This is a genomic window from Brevibacterium renqingii (assembly GCF_017808095.1).
Lineage (GTDB): Bacteria > Actinomycetota > Actinomycetes > Actinomycetales > Brevibacteriaceae > Brevibacterium > Brevibacterium renqingii.
This window is the reverse complement of sequence record NZ_JADBHG010000001.1, coordinates 516,394-528,671: the sequence shown is the minus strand read 5'-3', so window position 1 is coordinate 528,671 and position 12,278 is coordinate 516,394. Positions and strand designations below refer to the sequence as shown.

10 protein-coding genes are annotated in these 12,278 nt (G+C 67.0%); 4 read left to right on the top strand and 6 right to left on the bottom strand.

Annotated elements, in window-relative coordinates; all coding sequences use genetic code 11:
- Positions 1–88 precede the first annotated feature (88 nt).
- Genes IIE29_RS02365 through IIE29_RS02355 form a run of 3 tightly spaced genes read left to right on the top strand, consistent with a single transcriptional unit; the run spans position 89 to position 3,172 of the window.
- Positions 89–1,072 carry a glycosyltransferase gene (locus IIE29_RS02365; RefSeq protein WP_209323573.1) on the top strand — a complete coding sequence of 328 codons (984 nt, stop codon included), beginning with the start codon at positions 89–91 and terminating at the stop codon, positions 1,070–1,072.
- A complete protein-coding gene (locus tag IIE29_RS02360; RefSeq protein ID WP_209323572.1) occupies positions 1,069–2,637 on the top strand; it encodes a hypothetical protein in 1,569 nt (522 codons plus the stop codon). Before IIE29_RS02365 ends, IIE29_RS02360 begins: the two co-directional genes overlap by 4 nt.
- Before the next feature lie 22 nt (positions 2,638–2,659).
- The gene (locus IIE29_RS02355; RefSeq protein WP_209323571.1) at positions 2,660–3,172 is read left to right on the top strand and encodes a GtrA family protein; all 513 of its coding nucleotides are present in this window, start codon (positions 2,660–2,662) and stop codon (positions 3,170–3,172) included.
- Between the two features lie 24 nt (positions 3,173–3,196).
- On the opposite strand, the gene IIE29_RS02350 is transcribed toward IIE29_RS02355, so the two are convergent.
- Genes IIE29_RS02350 through IIE29_RS02335 form a run of 4 tightly spaced genes read right to left on the bottom strand, consistent with a single transcriptional unit; the run spans position 3,197 to position 7,838 of the window.
- Positions 3,197–4,399, bottom strand: coding sequence for a DUF6716 putative glycosyltransferase (locus tag IIE29_RS02350; RefSeq protein ID WP_209323570.1), 1,203 nt, complete (start codon positions 4,397–4,399; stop codon positions 3,197–3,199).
- The gene (locus tag IIE29_RS02345; RefSeq protein WP_246475641.1) at positions 4,386–5,489 is read right to left on the bottom strand and encodes a polysialyltransferase family glycosyltransferase; all 1,104 of its coding nucleotides are present in this window, start codon (positions 5,487–5,489) and stop codon (positions 4,386–4,388) included. The genes IIE29_RS02350 and IIE29_RS02345 overlap by 14 nt, the downstream gene beginning before the upstream one ends.
- On the bottom strand, positions 5,482–6,867 hold the full coding sequence (locus IIE29_RS02340; RefSeq protein ID WP_209323569.1) for a polysialyltransferase family glycosyltransferase: 1,386 nt from the start codon (positions 6,865–6,867) through the stop codon (positions 5,482–5,484). Before IIE29_RS02340 ends, IIE29_RS02345 begins: the two co-directional genes overlap by 8 nt.
- Positions 6,867–7,838 (bottom strand): glycosyltransferase family 2 protein, encoded by a 972-nt coding sequence (locus IIE29_RS02335; protein WP_209323568.1) that lies wholly within the window; start codon positions 7,836–7,838, stop codon positions 6,867–6,869. Before IIE29_RS02335 ends, IIE29_RS02340 begins: the two co-directional genes overlap by 1 nt.
- A 191-nt stretch (positions 7,839–8,029) precedes the next feature.
- Here IIE29_RS02335 and IIE29_RS02330 point away from each other — a divergent pair, with 191 nt between their 5' ends.
- Positions 8,030–9,784 carry a polysaccharide pyruvyl transferase family protein gene (locus IIE29_RS02330; protein ID WP_209323567.1) on the top strand — a complete coding sequence of 585 codons (1,755 nt, stop codon included), beginning with the start codon at positions 8,030–8,032 and terminating at the stop codon, positions 9,782–9,784.
- A 130-nt stretch (positions 9,785–9,914) separates the two neighbouring features.
- On the opposite strand, the gene IIE29_RS02325 is transcribed toward IIE29_RS02330, so the two are convergent.
- Positions 9,915–10,802 (bottom strand): N-acetylneuraminate synthase family protein, encoded by an 888-nt coding sequence (locus IIE29_RS02325; RefSeq protein ID WP_209323566.1) that lies wholly within the window; start codon positions 10,800–10,802, stop codon positions 9,915–9,917.
- Entirely contained in the window at positions 10,799–12,151 is a 1,353-nt protein-coding gene (locus IIE29_RS02320) for a cytidylyltransferase domain-containing protein (protein ID WP_425491436.1), read from the bottom strand. Before IIE29_RS02320 ends, IIE29_RS02325 begins: the two co-directional genes overlap by 4 nt.
- Between the last annotated feature and the right edge of the window lie 127 nt (positions 12,152–12,278).

Genomic DNA, 12,278 nt, shown 5'->3' with positions numbered 1-12,278 from the left:
CATGTCCGACGCGTAGACCGGAGGAATCGACAGAGCAGACTGCCGGCACAGCCTCGGCGGTCGCAGACCCACCACGATTGGACAGGGCATGCACGAAGCACCGGACATCGCGGCGATCGTTCCCTGCCACAACGAGGAGATCACCGTCGCCAAGGTTGTCACCGACCTCAGGGCCGCCGTTCCCGGGATCACGGTCTACGTCTACGACAACTGCTCGAGCGACCGGACCGCGCAGCGTGCCGTCGAAGCCGGGGCCATCGTGCGCAGGGAGGACACCCCGGGCAAGGGCAATGTCGTCCGGCGGGCCTTCGCCGACATCGACGCGGACATCTATGTGATGATCGACGGCGACGACACCTACGAAGCGGCCCACCTGCCGGAGATGATCGACACACTCATCGCCGGCCCCTACGACCACGTGCTCGGCGTGCGACAGGACAATCAGGAAACCACCTCGTATCGGCCCGGCCATGAGACCGGGAACCGGATGTTCAACCTACTCACCGGATGGCTGTTCGGCTCGCAGGTGTCCGACATGCTCTCGGGCTATCGCGTGTTCTCCCGCCGCTTCGTCAAATCCTTCCCCGCGATCAGCCGCCGATTCGAGATCGAGACCGAGCTGACCGTGCACACGATGTCCCTGCGCCTTCCCAGCACCGAGGTGGCCGTGGACTTCCGCAACCGCCCCGACGGCAGCGAGTCGAAGCTGTCGACGTTCAAGGACGGCTTCCACATCCTCGGGCTCATCTCCGCGCTGGTCCGGCACGAACGCCCGCGCCTGTTCTACGGCACACTCACCGTGCTGCTCGCGGCACTGTCGCTGGTGTTCGGGCTGCCGGTGGTGTGGGAGTTCTGGCAGACCGGACTCGTGCCCCGATTCCCGACGGCGATCCTGGCCGCCGCACTCATGGGGCTGGCGTTCCTGCTCGCCAGCGTGGGACTGACACTGGACGGGCTCCGCCGGGCCCGGCGGGAGACCTCGCGGCTGGCCTACCTCAGCCTGCCCGCCGTCGGTGAGCGAACCGCTGCTGCCGGGGTCGACGCACGGGTGCGGGCACGCCTGGCTTCATGAGCGAACCACGACCGAAAGCCGCGCGAATTCTTCAGTCCGCTCGTCGCCCCGCCGGCTCAGGGTCGCCTCTGCGGCTGGACTCGCCGCTGCTGTGGGATCTGCTGCTGGCGGTGCTCACCGCTGTCTGGTCGCTGCTCTTCATCCGGCTGTTCTACCCCGGACGCGTCAACGTCGATATCGCCGAACAGTACCTGCAGGCGACGGGAGAACACCCCTTCACCGACTGGCACCCTCCGGTCATGGGCGTGCTGTGGCGCGGGCTGCTGGCACTGACCGGAGAGGCCGGAAGCCTGCTCGTGCTGCAGGTCGGCTTGCTGGCCGTGGCATCCTGGCTCATCGGCGTGCTGGTGCACCGCACGGGCGCTCCGAGGTGGGTCTCACTGCTGGGGCCGGCCATCATGATCACCCCGTGGGTCGTCTCGCAGATGACGACACTGTGGAAGGACACGCAGATGGCCGTCGCGCTTTTGCTCGGCGCGGTGCTCATCGTCATCACTCGCTTCGCTCCGAAGACGTGGCCGCTATGGTTCCCTGCCTTGGCGCTGCTCGTGTATGCGGTGGCGGTGCGGAAGAACGCTGTCTTCGCCGTCGTGCCGATCGCCGTCTTCGGCGGATACTGTCTGCTCGGCCTGTGGCGAGAACATCGACGACTCGGGCATCGGCAACGCCGAGCCGGTCGCCGGGACCGCCCCTTCCTTCCCATCGCCGTGATGTCGCTGGTCGTGCTCGCGCTCATCGGCGGAGGCGTCAAGGTCACCGAAGCAGCCATCGCTTCACAGGTGGAGGTCGAGAAGACCGGCCAGATCTCGCAGATCATGCTCGACGACGTGATGTTCTCCGTCTCGGATGCCGAGCTCATGGCCGCCGACGCCCCGACCGAGCTCAAGGAGCACATCAGCTCCGCCCGCGACAGATGCCTGGAGAAGAACGAGATCTGGGACTCCTACTGGAACTGCTACGGCAAAGGGGAAAGCGGAGAGGACTTCTCTCCGATCGCCTACCAGGACGAACTCCGGCAGCTGTGGCTTCACGAGGTGATCACTCATCCGCTGCGCTACGTCGAGTACCGCACGGCAGTGTTCTCTCACTACTTCTTCACCTCGGCCCTCGAATACTGGCCGGCGGAATGGCACGGCGAAGCCGAGAAGGCCGGGATCGAGCCCGGCAACGCCAAAGCCGACTACATCGTCAGACCCTATGTGGAGGACTTCGCGCTGGGGACGTTCCCGATGCTGTTCACCCCATGGTTCTGGACGCTCGTGGCTGTCTGGCTGCTCGGCCTCGGATGGTGCAAGTATAAGAAGAGAAGGCAATCGGTCGAAGAGCGCGCCTCAGCCACCCGCGCACGCTCCTTCTGGCCCGAGATCACGGCCTTGGCCACCTCGGCGCTGTGCTATGTCATCGGATATTTCCCGATCGTGCCGGCCAACCATTTCCGTTACACCTTCTGGCCGGCACTGGCGGTGAGCGCGGCCATGGTGCTCGCGCTCGCGATGTGGCGACGCGGGGCAGGCGTGCCGCTGAGCAACATGTCCGGCCCGGCTTCCAGCGAGTGCGAAACCTAGCGGCATAGACTGGGGGGCAGTTATGAAAGAGCCTGTTTCGGTCCGACTTCGGCGCCTCGCGGTGGAAGCCTTCAAGTTCCTCACCGTCGGCGGTCTCGGATATATCGTCGACGTGGGACTGTCCAACGTGCTCGCCTACGGTCTCGGGCCGATCCCTGCACTGCTCGAGGGCAGTCCGATCAAGTCGAAGATCATCTCGACCGTCCTCGCCATGATCGTTGTCTGGATCGGCAACAGACTCTGGACCTATGGGGACCGGACCACCCAGTCGAACATGCGCGGCGTCGTCCTCTTCGTCGCCGTCAACTTCGCTGGAATGATCATCTCCGTCATCCCGCTCGGCGTGACGTGGTACCTGCTGGATATGCGCGACCAGCTCACCTACAACATCTCGACGAACATCGTCGGCATCGGTCTGGCCACACTCTTCCGCTTCTACGCCTACCGGACGTGGGTGTTCAAGGACGAAGCCCCCGACGCCGAGGTGGTCGTCCCGCTGGAAGAACCCCGCACCGTCCCCGACGACCGCGGCTGAGGCTTCCAGAGGCTCACGACCTCCTCAGCCGAGGCAGCGCAGCTTCCGGTAGACGCTGATGACGGGGGCTGGGGTGATCGTGCGCAGCTCGGCGCGCAGCAGCACACGCTTCTGCCTGAGCACGTCGGACCTACGGTTCGGCAGCTGAGCGGTCCGGGCGCGGGTGGCCAGCAGCCCCAGGCTGCGGCGCAGCTGACTGTCCTCAGGGTGGAAGTAGTTCTCGGCCAACCATTCGGGGTCGGGGAAGCCGATCGTCCCGGCGGCCACCTCGGCGAGAGTCCCGGTCGCACCGGAATCTGCGAAGACCTCATTGAGCAGACCGGGGTCGAAGCCGAAGTCAGAGATGAGCAGGGTGGGAATGCCGCGGTCGATGGATTCGAGGGCCGCCGTCGACGACACTGTGACCAGCCCAGAACCGGGAGTCAGGAAGTCCGTCAGAGGGCCGTGACCCAGCTCGATCTGTTCGGCTCCCGGAACACCCCGTCGGCGAAGTCCCTCGAGGATCTCGAGGTAGGAATGCTGCTCGTGGTGGGTCTCGAATTCGCCGAGGCGGGAGCGCATCTTGATGACGGCCCTCGAACCGTCGTGCCGATGTGCGAATTCGGCCAGGGCCGCAACGATCGCCTCTCGCTCCTCCCGGCCTTCGGGAACCTTGGCCTGCGGGGCGAAGACCAAGGTGCGGGGAGCCTCGGCGATGAGCTGCGGGATTCCTGCCGATCGCAGCATCGGCAGACGCGCGAGCAGGACCTCGCAGGGCACCTGCGTTCGGGTGCTGGCCTCGGTATAGGCGGCCGCCTCGGCGAAGGAGTGGGTGATGAACGCATCCATCAGTCGGCGATAATTCATCCCCTTGCTGCGGGCGGGCAGCCCCATTCCCGGCAGGCCCGAGACCAGGGCCGGGCGATGCGCGAGCATATGTGCGGTGAGGAAGACCTGGGCGACGATCGGGCCGGTGGCGGCGCCGAGGACGATGTCGGGGGAGTGGTCGGCGATGACCCGTGCCAGGTCGCGGCGGGTGATGACGGGGATCTCCCGATGCTGCCAGGCGGTGCCGGCGACGGCGCTGGCGATCTGTTCGGCAGTCGGCAGGATCGGGTTGTCGATGAGGACGACGCGACCTTCGACGTCGGGCAGGCTGCTCAGCAGCTGGGTCGCCCATTTGAGGTAGGACTCGCTGTCGGAGACGGAGAGGATGCGGACGGTCTCCGGTGGTTCAGGAATCCACATCTGCCTTGACCGCCTGGGCGTTGAGGGACTTCCGCAGACTATCGGGCGAGGCACCGGTCCACCACTGCGCGGGAACCTCGGTGACGCTGATGGTCACGTCCGGATTGAGCACGGCCAGGGACACCGCCGCGGTCGAGGGCAGGCTGCGGATCGTCGAACCGGGCGGCAGGTTGACCAGGCGCAGTTCGATCGGCAGGCCGACGTGCTTGATCCGCACGCGGTCATCGCGGGCGAGGTCGGCGAGGAATTCGTCGGTCTCGCGCCGATGCGGATAGTAGGTGATCGAGCCGTGGGTGTCGGTGATCTCGTCGACCCACGCTCGGTAGGCGGCTGCGTCGATGAGCCCGTCGGCGGCCAGTGCCGAACCGATGACCGGGTTGTCGCGCGGGTGGCTGCCGCCGGTGGGCAGGGTCTGGAGGTGTTCGAACCTGTGTCGGGTGATCTCGCCGCCGGTCTTGAGGAAGGCCTTGCGCAGAGGTTTGGACACCGGCAGCGCGGTGTGCCAGCGCAGTCGGCCGGCCATTGCCAGGCCGCGCAGACGGTCGGCGACATGAGCGGCCATGACCGTGCGTGAAGCCTTGAGTTTCTGCCTGGGCCGGACGAGGGGCCCGCGTTTGGCGGTGAGGATCTCGATCGTCGAGTAGGTGGCCAGACCGTCGTCGAGGATGACGACCTCGGGCATGCGACGCTCCAGATAGGCCAGCGACAGCGCCTTGTGCACCTGTCCCGAGCAGGCATCGCCGAGGTAGATCCGGTCGAAGTTCGCCTTCCGCAGCACACCCGGTTTCGCGCCTTCGCGTTCGAGGCGCACATTCTCCGGCAGCCAGGCGGTGTCGAAGGCGTCGAGGAACGAGGTCATGCCCTTCGCGTTCGCCCGCGCGCGGATGAGCAGGTCCTCGTGCGGCTCATGGGATTCGAGCGCGGAGAGGAACTGCAGGGGGGATTCGACGAACGCGACGGATGCCAGCCGGGTCCGCTTGTTGCCGGGCCGCTCGTCGGGCTTCTTGCCGGCCCGCTTGCCGGGCTTCTTGCAGGTCTTCTTGTCGGGCTTCGGGGTGTCGTTCTTCGCAGTCATCAGCAGCTCAGCCATTCTTCCTCAGCTTCGATGCATCGACGGTGATGCCATAGTCCTTGAGCACGCGTTGGGTGCGTTTCGCTCCGGCGGTCAGACGGCGCTTGGCCGCGCTGAGAGTCTTCCGGTGCAGCGGCGCCTGCAGCCGTCCCGGCAGGTCGAGCGCGGTCAGGCGCTTGCGTTTGAAGTACTTCATGTCCGGCCCGCCGACCGCCGAGCGCAGGAAGTCGATGGCGCTGCCACGCAGATGCTCGGCGGAGCTCGGCTGCATGCAGTAGGTGACGGCGTCGATGAGCCCGTTGAGGTCGCGTGCCCCAGCCAGGCCGTCGGGCAGTTCGAACCGTCCCGAGTGGAGGGCGTCGACGATCGTCAGCGGAATCCGGTTGCTGTTCTGATACGGAGCCAGATCGGTCAGCAGCCTCTCGGTGCCGACGGCTGCGGTCTGACAGCCGTAGAGTCCCTTCGCCGTCGCCAGACCGGTCGAGAAACAGGAGACGACGAGTTCGGGGCGGGTGGCCGAAACGACGATCTCGGCGAGCAGCGGGACATCGGCGAGGACGAAATCGAGGCCGGCCTCCTCACAGCGGCGACGCAGCGGTTCGATCGTCGTCCGCGCCGAGGTGGGGTGCGGTTTGAAGATCACCGTGCTCAGCCCGCTGTCCCTGACCGCGTCGATCATCTGCCGGTGCAGCTCGAGCTCCTCCTCGCCGGTGATGAGGTCGAGCTGAGCGAGGTACTGCCCGAGCACGAGCGCACTGCCATCGATCCGCGAGTTCAGGCCGGCGGCTGCGAGCTCCTCGGCCACCTCGGCGGTCATATCGTCGATGACCGAGGCCAGTTCCGCGGTCGGCAGCACCACCCTGTCGGGGTCGTGCTCGGCCAGCTGACGTGGGGTGATGCCCGGCAGCAGGTCCGTGTAGAAGATCGCCCGCAGCCGCTGCCACTGCGGCAGGGTGAGCGGATTGCGGATCGGTCCGTAGCTCATCAGTCCGTCCGAATGGACGCTGATCGCGGCGGTGGCGAAGATCTGCGTCAGCGCCCCGGCAGGGTGGCCGGGCAGGGACTCGACGATGAGCTCGACCGGCTCACGATCGCCGATGCCCCACTCCCGCCGCAGGGCACGCTCCATGATCGGGGCGCGCTCGCCGGAGATGCCGAAGGCCTTCGGGTGATTCGGCCAGATCGCGGCATTCCAATCGATGACCGCATCGAAGTCGGCGAGCAGACCGCGCGAGCCGGGCATGGCATCGGCGGCCGGGGTCAGCTCCGGGGCGAAGGAGTTGTTGGCCACCACGAGGATGCGGCGTTCCCCGACCTCACCGAGGCGGCCGGACCGGATGAGGGCGACGACGTTCGCCAGCTGGTACTGGGTGGAGATCTCGATGATCTGAGCCATCAGCGGGCCCTCCTGACGATCGGGTCGATGACGGGCAGTCGGCGTTCGCCGAAGTTGGCCAGGGCGAGATCGATGACATCGCCGCCGACCGATCTCAGCGTGTTCACCGCTCCGATGGTGAGCTTCTCGCGCACGGCCCGCGACATCGACGAACCGCGGTTGACGATCTGGAAGTAGAGGATCGACAGGAAGTTGCGCACCGCCTTCTGCTCGAAACGGCGGAGGCCAGGGTCTGCCTCGAGCATCGCGAAGACGGAGCGGAAGGCGGGGATGAAGTCGAGCTGACGCTCGTCGAAAACGGCCGTCAACGAGGTGGTGCTGCCCTTGCGGTAGCACAGCCCCGCGGTGTCGACGACGGCGAAGGATTCGGCCTCGAGGTGATGGCGCCACGTCCAGGGCCGGTCCTCGCAGGTGCGCAGGGACGGATCGAAGTCGAGCAGTCCGCGCTCGGCCATCGACCGGGAGTAGATGCCCGTCCAGCATTCGGGGAAGTCGACCATCGTCGAAGCGTCATGGGGCAGGATGAAGTCCCGCGGATTCAAGGCCGTGTTGTGCTGGGCGCAGGGGGCTCGGCGAAGCTTGCGGTTGAAGCCGTTGACGATGAGGTAGTTCGTCTTCACGAAGTCCACACCCAGTCCGGTGATGGCGCCGGTCAGGGAGCGCAGGTGGCCCGGGGCGTACCAGTCGTCGGCGTCGAGGTAGGTGATCGTCTGCCCGGTCGCGGCCTCGAGCGCGGTGTTGCGAGCCGTGGAGACTCCGCGGGAGTCCGCGTTGTGGATCTCGATGAGATTGAGCCGCTCGGAGTATTCGCCGATCACCCCGGTCGTGTCATCGACCGAGCCGTCGTTGACGACGATGACCTCGAGTTCATGGGCGGCGAAGTCCTGGTTGACCAGGCTCGTGAGAGTCCCGCCGATGGTGGCCTCGGCGTCCTTCGCTGCGATGATGACGCTGACGACTGGTGTGGGCATTGGGTCCTTTCGCGCGCCGGATGGGGCAGGTGGTCGCCCCTTCCGCGGTTTCCGGGAGCTGGCCCGGGTCGGGTGCTGTGCACGTCCGAACGATCGTAGAGGCGGCAGGAGAACAGAAGGTGGCGAGCAGGTGTACGCACACGCCCCCGCCTGTTCACCCGGTGTTCTTCAGCCGGCCGTAGTCTTGGCCGATGGCGGCTCTGAGACTCTTCCACTTCGACATTCCGACCTGGGGCAATTTCGGCGACAAAGCACTGTTCCCCGTCGTCAGAGACGCTTTCCGAGTACTGGGCGGAACGGATTCGGGCGGGACGAAGCCGAGGTTCACGTTCACCTCGGCGGCGGCCCTGCGACGCGAAGTCGACGAGGCGGCCGTCGAGCGGATCAACGCCACCGCCGATGCCGTGGTCATCGGAGGGGGAGGACTGTTCCTCCAGGACACGAACCCGAATCGCCTGTCCGGCTGGCAGTGGAAGATCTCCGCCGAGGCGCTCGCCGCCCTCGAGGTCCCGCTCATCGTCTACGCGCTCGGGGACAACCGTTTCCCCGGGCAGCCGGACTTCGACGAGCTCATGCGCACTCATGTCGGCCGAGTGCTCGACCGGTCGGTCTTCTTCGGCCTGCGCAACACCGGCAGCATGGAGACCATGGGGCGGCTGCTGGGCGAGCGGGACCGCATCGCCTATCAGCCCTGCCCGACGACGATCCTCGACCACCTCTATGCACCGCTGGCGGGCAGGCGTCCGGACCCGGCCGAGAGGACCGTGGCCATCCAGATGCTCGTCCATCCTCGCCAGATCGCCGCGGGCTTCGATGCGGAAGCCATCCACGAGGCGACGGTGACGGCCGCGCGGATCCTCGCGGGCAGGGGGTGGAAGGTGCTGAGCACACCGTTCCACCCCGACGACGCCGAGGTGTCCAGGCGCCTGATCGCCGAGGTGCCCGGAGTGGAGGAGGTGCGCCTAAACGGTCATGACGTCGGGTTCTTCACCGGCATCGACGTCTTGAGCTCCGTGCCGTATGTGCTCGGCGGGCGGGGGCACGCGCAGATGATCCCCTTCGGGGTCGGGGCGATCCCGATCTCGCTGGATCTGCACGCCAAGCTCGGCTACTTCGCCGCCGACATCGGCCATCCTGAGTTCGTGGTGCCTGTCGGACCCGAGGGGATGAGCGGTCAGACGCCGGGTGGGAGCATCGACCCCGCCGAGGCGGCCGCGAGCGGCGATGTGACGGACGGTGCGCGGCCCGCCGATGTGCGAAAGGTGCGCGCCGAGGTGCTTGCCGAGCGCATGGTCGCAGCCCTCGAGGACGCCTATGCTTCCGGCGGCGATCTGCAGGCCGACCTGGCCGATACCCGTGCCCGCTTCGCCGAGGTCACCGCCGACAACCTCGCCGACATCAGCCGCTTGCTGCGTCCGTGTTCCGGGGCGAAGACCGTTCCGGCAGATGACGGCCGCGGCCGCGTAACATCCGTCGGTGTGCATGGCGTGCTCCGGACCTCGGAGGACATCCGCGCCGAGGAGTTCCATGTCGCCGCGGTCTCCGAATCCGAGGAGGTCGCCGCGCAGCAGTCCCGCACCCTTGCCCGCACTCGTCGAGAGCTCACACACGTCCGACGCGGACACGAGCAGGCGCTGAGTGAACTGAGGGAGTTGAAGGCGCAGTCCGAGGCGCGGCTGAATCTGCTCGAGGCCGAGCACGACGAGGCGCGGGCCGAACTCGACCGAACACGTATGGACATCGCAGGCCTCGAGCGGGAGAACACCCAGCTCGGACAAGAGGTCACGGCGCTCATCGGCGAGGTCGCGCGAGAACGGGCAGCGCTCGCGGCCGAACGCAGCAGGACCGCCGGCGAAGAGGCGAGAGTGCTCGCTCGCAAGCTCCGGCACGGTGTGCAGTGGCGGGCCCGCCGGGTGATTCGGAGGCTCCGACACCTCGGCGGGTGACGGCGCAAGAGAGGCACCATCCTCTGGGGACGGGGTCGTATTCGATGCAGCCGAACGGGATCGGCCCCACCACCTCGGCGAGGTGATGGGGCCGAACTATCGGCTGCGGTCGCGGCGGTCCGATCTCGGCTCAGACGGTGACCTTGCGCAGCGAATCGATCTTCGATTCCTCGCCCGGCATGACGCGCTTCTCGCCGTCGCCGAACGCGGTCTCGAGCACGCGGACACCCTTGACGAGCGAGGCGAACTCGCGCGGTTCCATCGACGCGGACTGGTCCGAGCCCCACATCGAGGAGTCGAGGGTGATGTGGCGTTCGATGGTGACGGCTCCGAGGGCTGCGGCAGCGAAGGAGATCTCGAGGCCGAGTTCATGGCCGGAGTAGCCGACGGGCACACCGTAGCGCTGCCGCATGGCAGGGATCGCCATGAGGTTGACCTCGTCGGGAGGCAGCGGGTAGGTCGAGGTGGCGTGCATGAGCACGAGCCTGTCGCGATCGAAGATCTCGACGGCGCGGTCGAGGGTCTCCCAGTCGGACATGCCCGAGGAGCACAGGACGGGCTTGCCGGTGGCGGCGATGGCCCGCAGCAGCTCGAAGTCCGTCAGCGAGGCCGAGGCCACCTTGAAGGTGAGTGCATCGAACTCGGTCTCGAGGAAGTCGACGGAATCGGTGTCCCACGGGGAGGCGAACCACTGCAGTCCGACTTCCTTGGCGTAGCGGTCGATCTCGGCGTACTCCTCGATGCCGAACTCGACGCGGTGCTTGTAGTCGATGTAGGTCATCTCGCCCCACGGGGTCGAGCGCATCTTCGACTTCTGGTGCTCGGGGACGGCGACCTCGGGGTTGCGCTTCTGGAACTTCACGGCCTGCGCGCCGGCGGTCACGGCGACATCCATGAGCTGCTTGGCGATCTCGACGTCTCCGTTGTGGTTGATGCCGATTTCGCCGATCATGTACACGGGCTGATTCGGGCCGAGGAGGTGGTTTCCGATGGCCACGGGGGTGAGTCGATCAGTCATGAAACCTGCTTTCGGTTGGCACGCGCCGAGGCTGCGTGGTTGGTGCGCAACGGCTGTTGCTGTCGGATGGGCGGTTGACGGTCGGGGACGGTGGTGGCGTGTCCGCCTGTGAAGGCGGCGGACACAGGGGCCAGGGTCGGGCTCGGAACTGATCCGGCCGCCTCGGCGGGGATGGGGATGAGGTCGCAGACCTCACGGACTGCCCCCCTGCCGCCCGGCCGGTCGAGGACGATGCGGGCGGCGGCGAGGACCTTGGGATGGGCGTCGGCGACCGCGATCGGCCAGCCGACGACGTCGAAGGCTTCGAGGTCGTTGATGTCATTGCCGACGTAGGCCACGCGTGCGGGGTCGAGCCCGTTGGTCTCGATCCAGGCGCTGAGGATGTGCGCCTTGCTGTCGATGCCCTGCGCGACGTCGACCTGCAGCTTCTCCGCGCGGCGGGTCACCACCGGGTTGCGCTCCTTCGACAGGATCATCACCGGCACCCCGGACTGCACGAGGCGGGAGATGCCCATGCCGTCGCCGCGGTGGACGCGGACCTGCTCGTTGCCGTCCTCGTCGACGTAGGCGCCGTCGTCGGTGTGGACGCCGTCGAAGTCGGTGACCAGAGCGTCGACGTCGATGACCTGCGCGGTCTCCTGGGTGGAGGCGATGGCGCGGACGAGGCTGAGGTCGGACATGTCGTCGATCTCGCGAGCGTGTTCGGGCGGGACCTCCTCGATGCCGATGCGGCCGAAGAAGCGGTGCTCGTGTTCGAGCAGGCCGGCGGTGCGCATGACGTAGAAGGCACCGGTCTCGTTGAAGTGCTTGGCCCGGTCCTGGCGGCGGGGACGATAGGCGGCCTCGTGGCCGACGGCCACCGCCTGGTCGCCGTCGTCGATCCGCCAAAGGAAGGAGTGGTCCTCGACCGCGGAGAACACGACATCGGCTTCGTCGTCGCGGACGGCGCGCACCGCGTTCTCGACGGAGGCGGAGTCGATGAAGGGGGAAGTGCACTGCATGAAGACCGTGATGTCGTAGTCCTCGTCGAGGGTCGACAGGGTGTGGATGAGTGCGGATTCGCTGGTCGCGGTGTCGCCGGCGATCTCTGCGGGACGGTGGGACACCTCGGCGCCGGTGCGCAGGGCTTCGGCGGCGATGCCCTCGTGGTCGGTCGAGACGATCACGCGGTCGATGCTGGGGCTGGCCTGGGCGGCGTTGATGGCGCGAGCCAGCAGCGAGATGCCCGCGACCTTCTGCAGGTTCTTCAGGGGGATGCCCTTGGAGCCGCCGCGGGCCGGGATGATGGCCACCGCCCGATGTGTGTCGGGTGCGGTGGGTGCGGGAGTCGTCGAAAGATCATTCACAATGATTCGACGCTAACGACGCGGTGTTACCTCAAGGTGAACGTGCCATGTCGCCGAGGCGACCCTTCGATGGCGAAGCCGTGACGGACCGTCCGACGCCATGAGTCGGCGGCGGGAGCCGTCTCGAACC

Coding starts and splice junctions, on each gene's coding strand:
- IIE29_RS02365 (WP_209323573.1), top strand. CDS start 89: ATGCACGAAGCACCGGACATCGCGGCGATCGTTCCCTGCCACAACGAG.
- IIE29_RS02360 (WP_209323572.1), top strand. CDS start 1,069: ATGAGCGAACCACGACCGAAAGCCGCGCGAATTCTTCAGTCCGCTCGT.
- IIE29_RS02355 (WP_209323571.1), top strand. CDS start 2,660: ATGAAAGAGCCTGTTTCGGTCCGACTTCGGCGCCTCGCGGTGGAAGCC.
- IIE29_RS02350 (WP_209323570.1), bottom strand. CDS start 4,399: ATGTGGATTCCTGAACCACCGGAGACCGTCCGCATCCTCTCCGTCTCC.
- IIE29_RS02345 (WP_246475641.1), bottom strand. CDS start 5,489: ATGGCTGAGCTGCTGATGACTGCGAAGAACGACACCCCGAAGCCCGAC.
- IIE29_RS02340 (WP_209323569.1), bottom strand. CDS start 6,867: ATGGCTCAGATCATCGAGATCTCCACCCAGTACCAGCTGGCGAACGTC.
- IIE29_RS02335 (WP_209323568.1), bottom strand. CDS start 7,838: ATGCCCACACCAGTCGTCAGCGTCATCATCGCAGCGAAGGACGCCGAG.
- IIE29_RS02330 (WP_209323567.1), top strand. CDS start 8,030: ATGGCGGCTCTGAGACTCTTCCACTTCGACATTCCGACCTGGGGCAAT.
- IIE29_RS02325 (WP_209323566.1), bottom strand. CDS start 10,802: ATGACTGATCGACTCACCCCCGTGGCCATCGGAAACCACCTCCTCGGC.